This is a genomic window from Nocardia sp. NPDC050713, from assembly GCF_040654315.1.
In the GTDB taxonomy this organism is placed as follows: Bacteria; Actinomycetota; Actinomycetes; order Mycobacteriales; family Mycobacteriaceae; genus Nocardia.
In genome coordinates, this window is the sequence record NZ_JBFAHS010000016.1 from 149,457 (window position 1) to 166,167 (window position 16,711).

The 16,711-nt window shown below is 67.3% G+C and carries 17 protein-coding genes; 14 read left to right on the forward strand and 3 right to left on the reverse strand.

Annotation, left to right across the window (positions count from 1 at the left end):
• Positions 1-68 precede the first annotated feature (68 nt).
• Positions 69-1,295: a cytochrome P450 gene (locus AB0H49_RS26885; protein WP_357255401.1), complete on the forward strand. Its 1,227-nt coding sequence runs from the start codon at positions 69-71 to the stop codon at positions 1,293-1,295.
• On the forward strand, positions 1,292-2,035 hold the full coding sequence (locus AB0H49_RS26890; protein WP_357255403.1) for a TetR/AcrR family transcriptional regulator: 744 nt from the start codon (positions 1,292-1,294) through the stop codon (positions 2,033-2,035). Before AB0H49_RS26885 ends, AB0H49_RS26890 begins: the two co-directional genes overlap by 4 nt.
• Here the strand turns inward: AB0H49_RS26890 and AB0H49_RS26895 are convergent.
• Complete coding sequence (locus AB0H49_RS26895) at positions 2,013-2,834, reverse strand: SDR family NAD(P)-dependent oxidoreductase (RefSeq protein ID WP_357255406.1); 822 nt, start codon at positions 2,832-2,834, stop codon at positions 2,013-2,015. The two genes, AB0H49_RS26890 and AB0H49_RS26895, sit on opposite strands and share 23 nt — an antisense overlap.
• Positions 2,835-2,950: 116 nt before the next feature.
• Between AB0H49_RS26895 and AB0H49_RS26900 the strand changes: the two genes are divergently transcribed.
• The gene (locus AB0H49_RS26900) at positions 2,951-3,550 is read left to right on the forward strand and encodes a TetR/AcrR family transcriptional regulator (RefSeq protein WP_357255409.1); all 600 of its coding nucleotides are present in this window, start codon (positions 2,951-2,953) and stop codon (positions 3,548-3,550) included.
• Positions 3,551-3,553: 3 nt separating this feature from the next.
• On the opposite strand, the gene AB0H49_RS26905 is transcribed toward AB0H49_RS26900, so the two are convergent.
• Complete coding sequence (locus AB0H49_RS26905; protein ID WP_355003156.1) at positions 3,554-4,192, reverse strand: helix-turn-helix domain-containing protein; 639 nt, start codon at positions 4,190-4,192, stop codon at positions 3,554-3,556.
• A gap of 204 nt (positions 4,193-4,396) precedes the next feature.
• On the opposite strand from AB0H49_RS26905, the gene AB0H49_RS26910 reads away from it, so the two are divergent.
• The 7 genes from AB0H49_RS26910 (at position 4,397) to AB0H49_RS26940 (ending at position 11,994) form a co-directional block, all read left to right on the forward strand.
• A complete protein-coding gene (locus AB0H49_RS26910; RefSeq protein WP_357255412.1) occupies positions 4,397-5,257 on the forward strand; it encodes an alpha/beta fold hydrolase in 861 nt (286 codons plus the stop codon).
• Positions 5,254-6,282 (forward strand): VOC family protein, encoded by a 1,029-nt coding sequence (locus AB0H49_RS26915; protein WP_357255414.1) that lies wholly within the window; start codon positions 5,254-5,256, stop codon positions 6,280-6,282. The genes AB0H49_RS26910 and AB0H49_RS26915 overlap by 4 nt, the downstream gene beginning before the upstream one ends.
• Positions 6,279-8,024 carry a bifunctional 3-(3-hydroxy-phenyl)propionate/3-hydroxycinnamic acid hydroxylase gene (locus tag AB0H49_RS26920; protein ID WP_357255417.1) on the forward strand — a complete coding sequence of 582 codons (1,746 nt, stop codon included), beginning with the start codon at positions 6,279-6,281 and terminating at the stop codon, positions 8,022-8,024. The genes AB0H49_RS26915 and AB0H49_RS26920 overlap by 4 nt, the downstream gene beginning before the upstream one ends.
• Positions 8,021-8,836, forward strand: a complete 816-nt coding sequence (locus tag AB0H49_RS26925) for a fumarylacetoacetate hydrolase family protein (protein ID WP_357255420.1) — start codon at positions 8,021-8,023, stop codon at positions 8,834-8,836. The genes AB0H49_RS26920 and AB0H49_RS26925 overlap by 4 nt, the downstream gene beginning before the upstream one ends.
• Positions 8,833-9,777: an acetaldehyde dehydrogenase (acetylating) gene (locus AB0H49_RS26930; RefSeq protein WP_357255423.1), complete on the forward strand. Its 945-nt coding sequence runs from the start codon at positions 8,833-8,835 to the stop codon at positions 9,775-9,777. Before AB0H49_RS26925 ends, AB0H49_RS26930 begins: the two co-directional genes overlap by 4 nt.
• Entirely contained in the window at positions 9,774-10,781 is a 1,008-nt protein-coding gene (gene dmpG / locus AB0H49_RS26935) for a 4-hydroxy-2-oxovalerate aldolase (RefSeq protein ID WP_357255426.1), read from the forward strand. Before AB0H49_RS26930 ends, dmpG begins: the two co-directional genes overlap by 4 nt.
• Before the next feature lie 82 nt (positions 10,782-10,863).
• Positions 10,864-11,994: an amidohydrolase family protein gene (locus AB0H49_RS26940; RefSeq protein WP_357255429.1), complete on the forward strand. Its 1,131-nt coding sequence runs from the start codon at positions 10,864-10,866 to the stop codon at positions 11,992-11,994.
• 11 nt (positions 11,995-12,005) lie between these two features.
• Here AB0H49_RS26940 and AB0H49_RS26945 read toward each other — a convergent pair whose 3' ends face one another.
• A complete protein-coding gene (locus tag AB0H49_RS26945) occupies positions 12,006-12,407 on the reverse strand; it encodes a hypothetical protein (protein WP_357255432.1) in 402 nt (133 codons plus the stop codon).
• A 787-nt stretch (positions 12,408-13,194) separates the two neighbouring features.
• Between AB0H49_RS26945 and AB0H49_RS26950 the strand changes: the two genes are divergently transcribed.
• From AB0H49_RS26950 to AB0H49_RS26965, 4 genes are all read left to right on the forward strand, one after another.
• Entirely contained in the window at positions 13,195-13,683 is a 489-nt protein-coding gene (locus AB0H49_RS26950) for a pentapeptide repeat-containing protein (RefSeq protein ID WP_357255434.1), read from the forward strand.
• 175 nt (positions 13,684-13,858) lie between these two features.
• Entirely contained in the window at positions 13,859-15,148 is a 1,290-nt protein-coding gene (locus AB0H49_RS26955) for a pentapeptide repeat-containing protein (RefSeq protein ID WP_357255437.1), read from the forward strand.
• A gap of 301 nt (positions 15,149-15,449) precedes the next feature.
• On the forward strand, positions 15,450-15,767 hold the full coding sequence (locus tag AB0H49_RS26960) for a hypothetical protein (RefSeq protein WP_357255440.1): 318 nt from the start codon (positions 15,450-15,452) through the stop codon (positions 15,765-15,767).
• Positions 15,757-16,677, forward strand: coding sequence for a hypothetical protein (locus AB0H49_RS26965; protein WP_357255443.1), 921 nt, complete (start codon positions 15,757-15,759; stop codon positions 16,675-16,677). Before AB0H49_RS26960 ends, AB0H49_RS26965 begins: the two co-directional genes overlap by 11 nt.
• Positions 16,678-16,711 lie beyond the last annotated feature (34 nt).

The window sequence follows — 16,711 nt, forward strand, 5'->3', positions numbered from 1 at the left end:
CTAAATGGTGTTCACAAATAGAGTGTGGTGTGGTTCACTCCTGTGGAACGTGTTCCAAAGGAGGTACCGTGTCCGCGCCATCCATCTCGCACGATTTCGATTTCACCGATCCCGACCTGCTCGCCAGCCGTCTGCCCGTCGAGGAGTGGGCCGAGCTGCGCCGGACCGCCCCGGTCTGGTGGGTCGCCCAGCCCAACGGCGTCAGCGGCTTCGACGACGGCGGGTACTGGGTGGTCAGCAAGCTCGACCACATCAAGGAGATCTCCAAGAACTCCGAGGTGTTCTCCACCAACGCCAACACCGCGGTGATCCGCTTCAACGGCGACATCACCCGCGACGAGATCGACATCCAGCGCGCCATGCTGGTCAACACCGATCCGCCCATCCACGACAAGCTGCGGCGGATCATCTCCCGCGGCTTCACCCCGCGCGCCGTGCAAAGCCTGCGCGACGCGCTGCACGAACGCGCCGAGCGAATCGTCCACGAGGCCAAGAAGACCGGCGGCGGCGACTTCGTCCAGCAGGTGGCGTGCGAGCTGCCGTTGCAGGCCATCGCCGAGCTGCTCGGCGTGCCGCAGTCCGACCGCGGCAAGCTGTTCGACTGGTCGAATCAGATGATGGGCTACGACGATCCGGACTTCGACGGCAACCACAAGCTGGCCACCGCCGAGATCATGGGCTACTCGTGGAACCTCGCCGAGGAGCGCCGCAAGTGCCCGGCCGACGACATCGTCAGCCAGCTCGTCACCGCCGACCTCGACGGCGAGGCGCTCGGATCGGACGAATTCGCCTGGTTCGTCATCCTTTTGGCGGTCGCGGGCAACGAGACCACCCGCAACGCCACCACGCACGGTATGAAGGCGTTCATCGACTTCCCCGAGCAGTGGGAGCTGTACAAGGCGGAGCGGCCGCGCACCGCGCCCGACGAGATCGTCCGGTGGGCGACGCCGGTGATCGCCTTCCAGCGTACGGCGTTGCAGGACACCGAGATCGGCGGCCAGGCCATCAGCAAGGGCCAGCGCGTCGGACTGTTCTACGCCTCGGCCAACTTCGACGAGGAGCGCTTCGAGAAGCCCTTCGAATTCGATGTCACCCGCAACCCCAACCCGCACGTGGGTTTCGGCGGCACCGGCACGCACTTCTGCGTCGGCGCGAACCTGGCGCGGCTGCAACTCGACCTGATCTTCAACGCCATCGCGGATGTGATGCCGAACCTGCGTGAGGTCTCCGAGCCGGTCCGGCTACGCTCGGGCTGGTTGAACGGCATCAAGAGCTGGCAGGTCGCATACGAATGACACAACCCGCACGACGGGGCCGGATGCCCGCGATACACGACGCGGACATCCGGCGGGTGGCCAGGACGGTGCTGGCCGACCAGGGGCCCGAGGCGCTGACCCTGCGCGCCATCGCGCGCGATCTCGGCATCACCGCGCCCGCGCTGTATCGCCATTACGCCTCGCGCGAGGACTTGGTCGCCGCGCTGCGCCGCGACATCTGCGTGGACCTGGCGGACGAGCTCGCGGGGCAGGTCGCCGAGTTGCCCGACGACGGCGTCGTGCAACTGTTCGCCATCTGCAAGGGCTTTCGGCGCTGGGCCCTCGCCCACCCGCACGAGTTCACCCTCGTGTTCGCCTCGCCGAATGGCGAGAACCCCGGCGGGATAAGGCAATTCGACGAACCGTTCGGCCGCGTCTTCCTGGGCGCGGCGGGCCGGTTGCTCACCACCTACGACCTGGTGACCCCGCCGACCGACACGATTCCCGACGCGTTGCGCGAGGATCTGATCGGTTTCCAGACCGAATTGCTCGCGATGCTCGCCGAATCGAGTCAGAAGTTCCCCGCCGAGAAGCTCGACTTGGGCGTGGCCTATCTGATGATGACGCTCTGGGCGCGGCTGTACGGACACGTCACCCTCGAGGTGTTCGGCAACTACCCGATGCCCGTCAGCGACCCCGACGCGCTGTTCGACGCCACCCTCGCCGACCTCGCGGGCAGTATCGGGCTCGCCGGGCTCACCCCGCGGCCTTCCGGCTGAGCTGTTCCCATTCCCGGTACAACTCGGCGCGGGCGCGGTCGAGTTCCAGAACCTGGTCGTAGGACTGGCTGCCGACGATGAGTCGCCGGGGCGGATTCGACAGGGCGGCCAGTTCCATGATCACCGGGGCGGCGTTGCTCGGGTCGGGTCCGGATTCGTCGCCCCACATCTCGGCGAGTTCGGCGCGCAACGTCTGGTAGTGCGGGAGGGGTTCGGTCGCCGTGGTCCCCGCGGTGAAGAGCCCGGTCGAGTAGCCGCCCATCTCCACGATGACGACCTGGATGCCGAACCGCTCGACCTCCATCGCCAGCGCCTCGCTGAGCGAGTCCAGCGCCACCTTGCCCGCGCCGTAGAAGCCGACGGACGCCATGCCGCCGCTGCTGCCCATCGAGGTGATCTGCAAGATCCGCCCGGATCCCTGCGCGCGCAGGTGCGGAAGCACAGCCTGAACCACCCACACCGCGCCGAAGAAGTTCACGTCGAGGTGCGCGCGGATCTGCTCCTCGGTGGCCTCCTCGACCATGCCGTACAGCAGTCCGCCCGCGTTGTTGACCACCACGTCGAGCCTGCCGAACGCCGCCACCGCACGCTCGACGCCGTCGAACACGGCTCGGCGATCGGAGACGTCCAGCACGAGCGGAGCCAAGTGGTCCGGATATTCGGCGACCAGATCGTCGAGCGGCGCGACATTACGCGCGGCGGCCACCACGCGATCCCCCGCCGCGAGCGCCGCCTCGGTGAACGCCCGGCCGAGGCCACGCGAAGCGCCGGTGATGAACCACACTTTGGCGGTCGTCATGGAAAGCCACCTCCTCTTGTCGAGACGATACGTCTCGGTTCGCTCATAGCCTGCACGCTCGGGTCCCTTCTGTCAACACGAACCGTTCCGTCTCGTTGGCCTGCTAGTCTCGACGCATGTCGAATGCCCCCCAGCCGGACCGTTCCCGGCGCAGCGAACGCTCACGCCAGGCGATCCTCGCGGCGACCCGCGAGCTGATCTCCGAGGTCGGGTACGGGAAGGTCTCGATCGAGGCCATCGCGGCGCGGGCGGGCGTCGGCAAGCAGACGATCTACCGGTGGTGGCCGTCGAAGGGCGCCGTCATCTTCGACTCCTTCCTCGCGCTCAGCGAGGACGCGGACGGGCAGGGCTTGAATCTTCCCGACACCGGCGACCTGGAGGCAGATCTGAAGCTGGTCATGCGGGCAACAGTCGCCGAGTTCGCCGATCCGGACTTCGAGCGGCCGATCCGCGCCCTGAACACCGAGATCGCCAACGATCCCGAGCTCGCCGCCCAATACCGCGAGAAGCTGGCGGGCCCGATGGACGACGCCAAGAAGGCCCGCCTGCGCAGCGCGCAGCAAGCCGGTCAGCTAGCCGCGGACGCCGACCTCGACCTGGTGCTGGAGGTGCTCTACGGCCCGCTGTTCCAGCGATGGCTGCACCGCTCGGGCCCGCTCACTCCCGAATACGCCGACTCGCTCGTCGACCTCGCCCTGCGCGCCTTCCGGCCCTGACGATCAGAGCTGCGGCAGCGGCGGCAGCTCGGTGGAGGTGAGTTTCTGCGCGGCGCGCTTGTTCATGCCGAACATGCGCAGCATTTGGAAGGCCATCTCGTCCGACAGCGCGTCGGCGTCGGCGTCCGGCTTTGCGTCGAGCAGTTGCAGCAGGCCGAGCAGCGAACCGCCCGCGGCCATCACGGCCAGGTCGGGGTCCATCGGTTCGAAGCGGCCCGCCTCCTGTGCGGCGATGATGTCGCGACGGGCGCGCGGCGCAAGACCCTCGTCCCGCAGCATGATCGACATACCCGAGTTCAGCACGACCTTCACCATCTCGGGAATCTGCCGTTGCAACCGACCGGTCAGGCGGAAGCTGACCGCGAACACCTCGGCCGGGTCGTCGTAGAGCGCCACGATCGCGTCGCGCATCTCGCTGTAGACCTGCAGCGCCGAGCGCACCGCCTCGTCGAACAGCTGCTCCTTGGATTCGAAATGGTTGTAGAAGGAACCGAATCCGACGTCGGCGGCGTCGGTGATCTCCTGGATGCTGACGGCCGAACGCCCCTCCGAGAGGAACTTGCGCGCCGCGCCGAGCAGTGCGTTGCGGGTGCGCTCACGTCGCCGATCGACGCGGTTGCGCACTACGGGTTCGGTGGTCATCGGCCCTCTCCCACTCGGAATCGTCCCGAGAATCGTAACTGAGGAAACGATCAGAGACGATTCTCAGCCCGCCGCGCAGCCGTGCGCGCGACATCGAGCCATCCCGTTGATTCGACCATCTTTTCTGATGTTCTCATCATTTTCTCTTGACAAAGAGTTTCCTCGTAACTGATGATTTCATCATCTGAACTGTGGAGGTGGCTTGTGACAAGCATCGACAAGGGGGTCGACGCCGGGCGGACGGTTCGAGTCGGCGACCGCGACATCTTCTTGACCGAGTTCGGCTCGGGCCCGGCGGTGGTGCTGTTGCACGGCGGTGGCCCCGGCGCGTCCGGGCTCTCGAACTACTCGCGCAACATCGAGGCGCTGGCGCGGCGCTTCCGGGTCATCGTCCCGGACATGCCCGGCTACGGCCGCTCGACCAAGCGGATCGATCAGTCCGACCCGTTCGGCGATCTCGCCGCTTCGGTCGGCGGACTGCTCGACGCGCTGGACCTGCCGAGCGCGCACCTGGTCGGCAACTCCTACGGCGGCGCCGCGGCGCTGCGGTTGGCGATGGACCGCCCCGAGAAGGTCGGCAGGCTGATCCTGATGGGTCCGGGCGGCGTCGGCACCACCCGTGCGCTGCCGACGAAAGGCTTGCAGTCCCTGCTCGCGTACTACGGCGGCGACGGCCCGAGCCGGGAGAAACTCGCCACGTTCGTGCGCGACCACCTGGTCTACGACGCGAGCGCGATCACCGAGGAGCTGATCGACGAACGGTATCGGGCCAGCCTGGATCCCGACGTGGTCGCGAATCCGCCGCTGCGCAGGCCGTCTGGGCTGCGGACGGTGTGGCGGATGGACTTCACCCGTGACCCCCGGCTCGGCAAGGTGAACCATCGCACGCTGGTGATCTGGGGCGCCGAAGATGGGGTCAACCGGCCCGAGGGCGGCCGCATGCTGGCCGACCGCATGCCCAACTGCGACCTGTTCCTGGCCGCCAAGACCGGCCACTGGGTGCAGTGGGAGCGCGCGGACCTGTTCAACGCACTCGCGACCGCGTTTCTGGAGGCGAAGTCGTGAACTATTTCCTGCGCCCGAACACCGACGGTTCGGTGTTCGGAGCGGTACATCTGGGCTACATCGCGGTGCAGTCCCAGCGACTGACCGACTGGGATCGCTTCGGCGCCTTGGCGATCGGCATGCACGTCGACCGGCTCGACGCCAACGCCCTGCGTTTCCGGCTCGACGACCGGTCGTGCCGATTCCTGATCGAGCGCGGCCCGGCCGAGGACGTGACCGCCCTCGGCTGGCAGATCGACGATCACGAGACGTTCGACCGGATCATCGCCAGGGTCGCCGATCGTGGGGTTCCGATCGAGGAGGGCACAGCCGACGAAGCCGCCCTGCGCGGCGTGGAGCGGCTCTGGCGTTTCCCCGGGCCCAAAGGTGTTGCCACCGAGATCTTCACGGCCGCGGTGACCACACCCGAACCGTTGCGAATGCTCAGCTCGGGCTGGGTCACCGGCGAGGCGGGCATGGGCCACGTCGCGATCGTGTCCAGGGAGCCGGAGTCGCTGCGCGGCTACTACCACACCGTATTCGATTCCCGCCTGTCGGATTACATCGACGAGAACGTCTCCGGGCTGATGATGAAGATCCGCTTCCTGCGGGTCAACGAGCGCCACCACTCGATCGCGATCGCCAACGTGCGCGGGGTGAAGATCGACCCGATCCGAACCCGGGTGCAGCACATCAACATTCAGTCCGCGACGTTGGACGACATGCTCGCGTCGTTCCAGCGCGTCACCGACCTCGGGTTCCGGATGGCGTGGTCGGTCGGCCAGCACACCAACGACCGTGAGCTGTCCTACTACTGCGTGACACCGTCCGGCTTCGAACTCGAGGTCGGCTGGAACCCGATCGTCATCACGCCGGAACGCGAGGCGACCTGGGAACCGAGCACCTATCAGGGCATCAGCATCTGGGGCCACACCACCGTCGGGCAGACGGTGCTGGACAAATTCGCCCAATTCCGCCGCGCCCTGGAAACCGTACGCACGCCGGAGATCACGGTGCCGGAACTGTCGGGAGGACTTTCTCGATGAGCGAATTCGACTACGACGTCGTGGTCGTCGGGCTCGGACCGACCGGGCTCACCCTGGCCAACCTGCTCGGCCGCCGCGGCGTGCGGGTGCTCGTGCTGGAGCGCGAACCGGAGTACTACGGTCTGGCCCGCGCCGTCTACACCGACGACGAAGGCATGCGGATCTTCCAAACAGCCGGTGCGGCAGACGAATTGGCCGCGGACATGAACATCGACTCCACCGTCCAGTGGGTCCGCGCCGACGGGTCGCTGCTCGCGCAGTTCAACCAGATCGAGCGTCCCCTCGGCTGGCCGGTGGTCAACTTCCTCTACCAGCCGTATCTGGAGAACTCCCTCGAGCGGGCGCTGGACAGCTACCCGCACGTCACCGTGCGGCGCGGCCGCGAGGTCGTCGGCTTCGATCAGGACGCCACGAGTGTCGGGGTCGAGCACGCCGCCTGCGTGGGCACCGGCTACGGCAAACGGGAACCCGAGACCGATCTCCGGACCTCCGAACGGGTGCGAGCGCAGTTCCTGGTCGGCTGCGACGGCGGCCGCAGCGTGGTGCGCACCCAGCTGGGCATCGACATGACCGGCACCAGCTTCCCGGAGCGCTGGCTCGTGGTGGACCTGAAGGCCAAAGACGGCGTGGACGCGTTCCGGCACCTGCCGTACTTCAACTTCGTCTGCGAGCCCGAGCTGCCGATCGTGTCCTGTCCGCAGCCGGGCGGACATCACCGTTTCGAGTTCATGCTGCGCGAGTCTCAGACCAAGGAGGAGATGGAGGACCCCGACAACGTCCGCGCCCACATCTCCCGGTTCGTCGACCCGGACGAGGTCGAGGTGCTGCGCAAGCTCGTCTACACCTTCAACGCCGTCGTCGCGGACAGCTGGCGCGATGGGCGCATCCTGCTGGCGGGCGACGCCGCGCACATGACGCCCCAGTTCATCGGCCAGGGCATGAACTCCGGTGTGCGCGACGCCGACAACCTGTCCTGGAAGCTGACCGCGATCCTGCGCCACGGCGCCGACCCGGCGATCTTGGACAGCTACGAGTCCGAGCGCCGCCCGCACGCCAAAGCCATCATCACCATGTCGGTGTGGATGAAGAACCTTGTCTCGGTGGACAACCCGGTGGCTGCACGATTCCGTGACGTCGCGCTGACCACCGCGCTGCGGGTGCCGGGGCTCGGCGGCTGGATCCGCGGGGCGAAAATGAAGCCGGAGCCCCGGTTCCGCCGCGACGCCTACCTGGGTCTGCCCCGGCGCGGGCTGCGCGGGGTCGAGGGCACCCTCGCTCCGCAACCGGAGGTGCGCACCTACGACGGCAGGCATCGCCGCCTCGACGACGTGCTCGGCCTCGGCTTCGCCGTGCTCGGCTACGGCGTCGACCCGCGCACGGCGTGCTCCGCCGAGGATCTGGCCGTGCTGGACGGGCTCGGCAGTCACTTCGTCACGGTCTATCCCCTCGGCAGCCGCCCCCAGGGCAAGCCCGGCGACGGTCGGGGCGGCGGCGACGCGGTGGCCGACATCGAAGACCACACCGGCGCGCTGGTGCGCTGGTTCGGCAAGGCCGGAGTCCGCCGCGGCGGAGTGGTGGTGCTGCGTCCCGACCGGTTCGTGTTCGGCGTCGCGCCGCGCGGCGAAACCGCGCCGCTCGTCGCGGAATTGACGCGGCAGCTTCGCCTGCCCACCGGCCACGCGCCGCTCCCCGAGCGCATCACCGAGCACCTGATCACCTCCGACTACGAGGAGTCCCGATGACCTCGACCGTCACCGAGAGCCCGGCGGTCCTGGCCGCCGCGCAACGGCTCGCCGAGGCCGCGGACACCGGCGTGCCCGCCGCGCCCGTGCGCGACCTCATCGGCAGCGACGACGTCGCCGTCGCCTACGCTGTGCAGCGGCTCGGTGTCCGCGCGCGCGTCGAATCCGGCGCGCGGGTGGTCGGCCGCAAGATCGGCCTCACCTCGCCCGCCGTGCAGCAGCAGCTGGGCGTCGACCAGCCGGACTTCGGAGTCCTGTTCGCCGACATGGACATTCGCATCCCACTGGCCGACCGGCCACGACTGCTGCAACCGAAGATCGAGGCGGAACTGGCCTTCGTGCTGTCCGCCGATCTCGACACCGAAGAGATCGACGCCCGCAGCGTGCGGCACGCGGTGGACTACGCCGTCGCGGCGCTGGAGATCGTCGACAGCCGAATCGCGGACTGGGACATCACTTTCGGCGATACCGTCGCCGACAACGCATCCAGCGGGTGGTTCGCGCTCGGGGAGCAGCGGCTGTCGCTGGCGGATTTCGAGCCGCGCGAAGTCAGCATGAGTATGCGGCTGGACGGCGAGATCGTCTCCACCGGAACCGGTTCCGCCTGCCTCGGCGATCCGCTCAACGCGCTGGCTTGGCTCGCGCGCACCGCCCGCGACCTCGGCGACCCGCTGCGTGCGGGCGAGATCGTGCTCTCCGGCGCGCTCGGCCCGATGGCGCCGCTGCGGCCCGGCGCGCGCGTGCACTCCGAAATCCGTTACGGCGTAGCGACGCTCGCAACCGTCGGCTTCAGCATGGAGGAAACCGCATGACCCGCACCAAGGTCGCTGTGATCGGCTCGGGCAATATCGGCACCGACTTGATGATCAAGGTGCTCCGCCTCTCGGACACCCTGGAAATGGCCGCGATGGTCGGCATCGATCCCGCTTCCGACGGCTTGGCGCGGGCGGCGCGGCTCGGGGTGCCCACCACCGCCGACGGCGTGCGGGGCCTCATCGCCATGCCCGATTTCGCCGAGATCGATATCGTGTTCGACGCCACCTCGGCCCGCGCGCACCTGGCCAATGCCGAAGCCCTTGCCCCGCACGGGAAGCGGCTCGTCGACCTGACACCGGCCGCGATCGGTCCGTTCGTGGTCCCCGCCGTCAACCTCGACGCGCATCTGGACGCGGACAACGTCAACATGGTCACCTGCGGCGGGCAGGCCACCATTCCGATCGTCGCGGCCATCTCGCGCGTCACGCCGGTTCCGTACGCCGAGATCGTCGCGTCGATCGCCTCGAAATCGGCGGGTCCCGGCACCCGCGCCAACATCGACGAGTTCACCGAGACCACCGGCGCGGCGATCACCGCCGTCGGCGGCGCCGAGCGGGGTCGTGCCATCATCGTGCTCAACCCCGCCGAACCACCGCTGATCATGCGCGACACGGTGCTCGCGCTCATCGACGATCCGGCGCGGCGCGCCGGGGATGCGGTGCGCGAATCCATCCGGGCCATGATCGAATCCGTCGCGGCGTACGTTCCCGGCTATCGGCTCAAGCAGGACATCCAGATCACGCCGGTGCCGCGGGACGCCCCGGTGCGCACGCTCGTCGGCGACCGACCAGTGACGCATCAGGTGTCGGTGTTCCTGGAAGTCGAAGGCGCCGCGCACTATCTGCCGGCATATACCGGGAATCTCGACATCATGACCTCCGCGGCGCTGCGCGTCGCCGAACAGATCGCCCGAGGAGCCAGGGAGGCAGTGCGATGACCGAGGTTTTCCTCCAGGACGTCACTTTGCGGGACGGCATGCACGCGCTGCGCCACCGCATCACCCCGCAGATCGTCGCCGACATCGCCGCCGCTCTCGACGCGGCGGGCGTCGACGCGATCGAGGTCGCGCACGGCGACGGCCTGTCCGGCGGCAGCCTCACCTACGGGCCGGGCAGCAACACCGACTGGGAATGGCTCGCCGCGACGGCCGAAGTGCTGACCACCGCTCGGCTGACCACGCTGCTGCTGCCCGGCATCGGCACCATAAAAGACCTGCGCCGCGCCTACGAGCTCGGCGTGCGCTCGGTGCGGGTGGCGACCCACTGCACCGAGGCCGACATCGCCGCGCAGCACATCGGCTACGCCCGCGAGCTCGGCATGGACGTCTCCGGATTCCTGATGATGAGCCACATGAACAGCCCGGCGGGGCTGGCCGAGCAGGCGCGGCTGATGGAGTCCTACGGCGCGCACTGCGTGTATGTCACCGATTCCGGCGGGCGACTCACCATGAGCGGTGTGCGCCAACGGGTGCGGGCCTACCGCGCCGTGCTCGATCCGAGCACCGAGATCGGCATCCACGCGCACCAGAATCTGTCGCTGGCCGTCGCCAACAGCGTCATCGCCGTAGAGGAAGGCGTCACCCGGGTCGACGCCTCGCTGGCCGGACTCGGCGCCGGCGCGGGCAACACGCCGTTGGAGGCGTTCGTCGCGGTCGCCGACCTGACCGGATGGAACCACGGCGCCGATCTCGACGCCCTCACCGATGCCGCCGACGATCTCGTCCGTCCGCTCATGGACCGGCCCGTGCAGGTCGATAGGGAAACGCTGGCCCTCGGCTACGCCGGGGTGTACTCCAGCTTCCTGCGGCACGCCGAAACGGCGTCCGCCGCTTATGGAATCGACGTTCGCACCCTGCTCACCGAGGCGGGACGGCGCGGACTGGTCGGGGGGCAGGAAGACATGATCATCGATATCGCCCTCGATCTCACCGGCCGCGGCTAGCGGCCTGCTTCATCGCACCGTGGGCCTCGAGCGCCGCCATGACCGAGCGCCCGCCTGACCAATCCTCCAGAAAGCGAGTCTCATGACCGAGTCCACCCTGTCTCGTCGGCGCATGCTCGGTGGCGTCGCCGCGGGCACCCTTGGTGTCGCCGCGCTCGGGGCCGCGCCGGAATTCTCCACCGCGCGTGCGCAAGCCGCACCCATCCGCAGGCAGCCCGCCCCGAGCGGCACCTACCGCATCGACCTGCACGCGCATTTCCTGCCGCCGGACTACCGCGCGGCGCTGCTCGCGCACGGCCACTTCACCATCGGCGGCTACCCGACGCCCACATGGTCACCGGAGGACGCCCTCGCCTTCATGGACTACTACGGCATTCAGGCGCAGGCACTTTCGGTCTCCGATCCCGGTGTGTCGTTCCTGCACGGCAAGGAGGCCAACGATCTGGCCCGCTACTGCAACGATTACGCCGCCCAGTTGATCAAGACCCACCGCACCCGCTTCGGCGCGTTCGCGGTACTGCCGATGCCGGATATCGCCGCGTCCATCGAGGAGGCGATCTACGCGCTGGAGACCCTGCGCCTCGACGGTGTGGTGCTGCTCTCGGCCTATGACGGCGTCTACCTCGGCGACCCGCGCTACGAACCGCTGATGATCGCGTTGAACCAGCGCCGCGCGTTCGTCTTCGTGCATCCCGCGGCCATCCCCGCCGACGCGAAACCCGAACTCCCCCTTCCTGATTTCATGGAGGAGTTCACCTTCGACACCACGCGCGCCGCGACCATGATGATGGTCACCGGCATGACCCAGCGCTACCCGGACATCCGGTTCCAGCTCTCGCACGCGGGCGGCACCCTGCCGTTCCTGTCGCACCGCATCGGCGTGGCGTCGCAGACGGTACTCGGGGACCTGTGGCCGCAGGACCTGCCCAAGCCCTCCATCCTCGACATCCAGAACTTGATCTCGCGCTTCTACTTCGACACCGCGCTGAGCGGCTTCCCCGCGGCCATGGCCAGCGTGCTCGCCGTGACCAACCGCGACCACATCGTCTTCGGCTCCGACTGGCCCTTCAGCGCCGCCACCCTCCCCCAAACCGGCGACCACGATCCCGCCCCCGCTCTCAGCGAAATCTTCGACGCCGACCAACGCATGGAAGTCGAACGCCACAATCCCCTCCGCCAACTTCCCCGCCTCGCCGAAGCGGTGAACACGTAACTCGGGAAGTGCTATTCGAGTTCATCCCACATTTCCCATTCTTCGGTGTCGGCGGGCTTTCCACTGGGAAGCCACCACCGCCAGTGGCCTCCGGGCAGTCCGGTTGGAATGTCTTCTTCCGTCATAGGTTCGATATCCGGGGCAACCTCGCGAAGCGTCTGGTCGATCTCGGCAAGATCTTCCCGGTTGTCTTCGCTGAGCCGGTTTGCCACGTCCGGGTATTGGTCGCATAGCAACTGGAGCGCCGATCGCCGAAGGCTGGGTTCGAACCAACCGCCGCTGCGAACGCGGAACGTTTCCGTGAGGGTTTCGCCGATGTAGAGCGAGAGCGCGGACTGGCTCTCTTGGAGCAGTGCTGCTACTGCGCCTTCGAAATCGGCCAATTCTTCCGGCGTAGGCGCATCGTCCACCACGGAGCCCCGCCTGCACGCCGACCAGCGCGGCCATCGTGTCCGCGAACCCTGCGGTCCGACGTATGGCATTCGCAGCGCCGGAGGCTGAGTGCTCCAGGTAAGGAAACCGGCTGCCATCTCGACAGCCACGCGTCGGAAACGATCGATTCTTCGACAGTCGATATTATGGCCGCACGGCGATCGGGCGAACTACTGGGTGGTAGGCACCCGTATCGCGCAGAATCGTGCGATGGCCGGGAGGGTGAGCGCGGTTCGCGCACAGGCACGTACGAAATCAGCCGCTCTGCGCGCGACTGAGCAAGGATTCCCGCGCGGCGATCGGGCGCCGTGCGGGCCGGATCCGGTTGCTTCCCGCGGTCCTGCTCGCTCTCGCCGCCGGGCTCGGCGTGGCGTTCGTCGCCTATGGGTTCCTGCGGTGGATCACTCCGGTCGACGCGAGCAAGGCTGCCGCCGAGATCGACATCACCCGAGTCGCGTTGACCGTCGTCGCCGGAGTCGGTGGTGTCGTCGCCTTGGTGATCGCCTACCGCCGCCAACGCGATCTGGAGCAGTCCCGGTTCGTCGAACGTTTCGGCGCCGCGGCCGCCCAACTCGGCGCGACCGATGTCGCGGTCCGCATCGCCGGGGTCTACGCGATGGCCGGTGTCGCCGACGAATCCGAGGGTCTGCGCCGCCAGCAGTGCATCGACGTGTTGTGCGGGTACCTCCGCCTGCCCTACGACGCCGAGCATGGTGCTAGCGGACGGACCAAGCTCGTGGTCAAAGCCCCCGCGTTGAACGCGGGCGGGTGCGTGGAGAGACCGAAGAACACATCGAGTACCGGCAAAACGACCGGGAAGTCCGCGCCACCATCGTCCGTGTCATCGCTGACCATCTGCGCCCCTCAGCAGAGTACAGCTGGTCGACAAGCGACTTCGACTTCCGCACAGCACATCTCGAAGACGTCAACCTCAGCAAAGCGACGTTCTCGGGTTCAGCCCGGTTCGATGAGGCGACCTTCTCCGGCGACGCCCGGTTCGATGAGGCGACCTTCTCCGGCGACGCCGGGTTCGGCGGGACGATCTTCTCCGGCAACGTCTTGTTCAGCAGGGCGACCTTCTTCGGCAACGCCCGGTTCGGCGGGGCGATCTTCTCCGGCTACGCCGTGTTCGGGGGGGCGATCTTCTCCGGCAACGCCCGGTTGGTTCGGCGGGGCGACCTTCTCCGGCGACGCCCGGTTCGACGCGGCGACCTTCTCCGGCGGCGCTTCGTTCGTGAAGGTGAATTTCGGTACTGAGACCATCTCGTTCGTCAACCCGAAGCAGTGGGGTCCGCCAGTACCGGTGTTCGACTGGGACCAGGATGTCAGCCAGAAGCCCGCCAATGTCGAGCCACAGGATTGGCCACCTGCTCCAGCGCCAGCCTCGTAACCCACACATCGAGGTGTCGGAGAAACGATCGATTTTTCGACAGTGATCGTGGTACGACTGGGCATCTTTCGTACCGACTACTGGGTGGTGGGGCCGGATATCGCGCAGAATCGAGCGGTGCTCGAGTGGGTGGCTAAGCGCAACAAGGCAATCAGCCGCTTCGCCGGACGTATCCGACTGTTCCCCGCGGTCGCGGTCGCGCTGCTGGCCGGGCTGGGGGTTGCGTTCGCCGCGTACGGGTTCCTGCACTGGATCACCCCGGTCGACGCGAGTAAGAAGGCCGCCGAGATTGACGTCACTCGCATCGCATTGACCGTCGTCGCTGGCGTGGGCGGCGTCGTCGCACTGGTGATCGCCTACCGGCGACAACGCGACCTCGAACAGAGTCGGTTCGTCGAACGCTTCGGTGCCGCGGCCGCCCAGCTCGGCGCGACCGATGTCGCGGTCCGCATCGCCGGGGTCTACGCCATGGCTGGTGTCGCCGACGAATCCGACGGGCTACGCCGCCAGCAGTGCATCGATGTGCTGTGCGGCTACCTGCGGCTGCCCTACAGTCCCGAACTCGGCGGCAACCATCAGACCAAGGACATCCGCAAGCACCGGGCAGTTGATCTCGCTGGTCCGGAGAGCGAACAACACTTCGAGTACCGGCAGAACGACCGCGAAGTCCGTGCCACCATCGTCCGGGTTATCGCCGAGCACTTGCGGCCCCCGGCCGAATACAGCTGGACAGCAAGCCACTTCGACTTTCGCACAGCTCATCTCGAGGACGTCGACCTCAGCGATGTAGAGTTCTCCGGCGCCGCCTGGTTCGACGGCGCGACCTTCTCCGGCGACGCCCGGTTCTACCTCACGCGCTTCTCCGGCGACGCCCGGTTCGAGGGCGCGACCTTCTCCGGCGACGCCCGGTTCGACGTCGCGCACTTCTCCAGCCACGCCTGGTTCGAGGGCGCGACCTTCTCCCTCTACGCCCGGTTCGACGACGCGCACTTCCCCGAGACCCCCCGGTTCGACCGCGCAACCTTCTCCGGCGACGCCCGGTTCGACCGCGCGACCTTCTCCCTCTACGCCCGGTTCGACGACGCGCGCTTCTCCGGCACCGCCCGGTTCGACCGCGCGAGCTTCTCCGGCACCGCCCGGTTCGACCGCGCGACCTTCACCAGCGACACCCGGTTCGTGGAGGTGAATTTCGGTACTGAAACCATCTCTTTCGTCGGCCCGAACCAGTGGGGTCCTCCAGCACCGGTATTCGACTGGGACCGGGACGTCAGCCAGAAGCCTGCCAATGTCGAACCGCAGCATTGGCCACCCGTTGTAGCGGCGGCCTCGTAGTCATACTGCGGGGTGTTGAGAATCGTTCGCTTCTTGGACACCCGGGGCACGTGTCGGTTGGCCGAGGTCGCCCCCAGCGACCGCGTGTCGCCAAACGTGTCGAGAACTTGGGTAGGACAGCCGCGACGTAGCGGTCCAGTCACGTTCTCAGGACTGATTCAGGCAAGCACGCTGCCCGTCGTAACCCCGAAATGCGTGCCGAGAGTGTGTCTTTCAACACCGGAGGTTCGCGATGAGTGGTTGGCGCGGCTGATCTAGGCTGGCCCAACGAAGGCTTGAGGCCGGAATGAGGGGGCGAGCGGTGTTCGAGGTCAATCCGGAGAGCTTGCGGGCAGCCGCGGATGCGCTGGCTCGTCTGCCGGCCGATATCGATGGTTCTCCTTCGCTGGGCGCAGACCAAGTCGAGGGAAAGCTGAAGGGCTCCGCGATCGGGCACAGTCTCGGGCAAACGACCCCGTTGGCGACGCAGGCCCGGGACGCAGTGAAGGCGAGGTTCAGTCACTTCTCGCAGCTACTCGCCCATGCGGCGAATACCTTCGACGACAACGACATGGCGGTCGCCTCACAGCTCGCGGCGGTCACCGACTTGCTCCCGGCGGGTGGCGCGGATGGTCACTAGAGCGACGCCCACCCCGGGTGAGGTGCTGGGCTGGGATATCTCTGCGCTGGCGGGCATCGGCGAGAGGTCCACCCAGATCGCGGATGCGATCGTGAAGGCGTCGAACTCGATGCATTCGGTGATCCACGACGATCTCGCATGGCAGGGTGAAGCGCGTCAGGCGGCCGGGGACAAGGCCGACCGCGAGCAAACCCAGATGCGCACCATCGCCACCGCGTTCTACGACCTCGGTACGGCCTGCGCGGGCGCCGCCCGCGACATGGAATACCCGCTGACCGAGATCAAGACGATCTTCCAGCACTACGTCGCAGCCCCGGTCACCGTCGCCGACGATTGGAGCATCACCGGGGTCGAAAACTGGAATTCCGAAGCAGGCACACAGCTCTCGCGCCTGGCCGGGCTCGTCTCGACGCTCGCGACAGCCGACGCCCAGTGGGGCGCGAAGATCGCCGAGGCCAACGAACAGCTTCAGCTGCCCGAGTCGAGCGACATCCTCTTCCAAGCTCCCAACAAGGGTCTGCCTCAACCACCTGACGGATGGAGCGACGACCCCGTCAAGAGAATGGCCCAGGAAATCGCCTACGGTCACGCCTGGGAAAAGCACTACGACGACTTCAAGGGGATGACCCAGGACCAACTTGCAGACAAGGTCTATCGGATCATCCAAGGCCCGGATATGGAGCGGCTGGGCAAGGACTACAAAGGTGATCCGGTCATGATGAGCTACGACGGGTTCATCGTCATCATCGATCCCAGCACCGACGATCATGGCACCGTCTACCGACCGAAGGACCCACTGGGTGAGTTCATCCGCCTCACCGGCCAGACCACTGATCCCTCACTGGGTCCTCCCCGGGGTACTGGCGGGACCGGGGGAACCCCACCAGGGAAACCTGGTGGTAGTCGATGACTACGACATCAGGAGAAGGCACCGTTGGAATTTG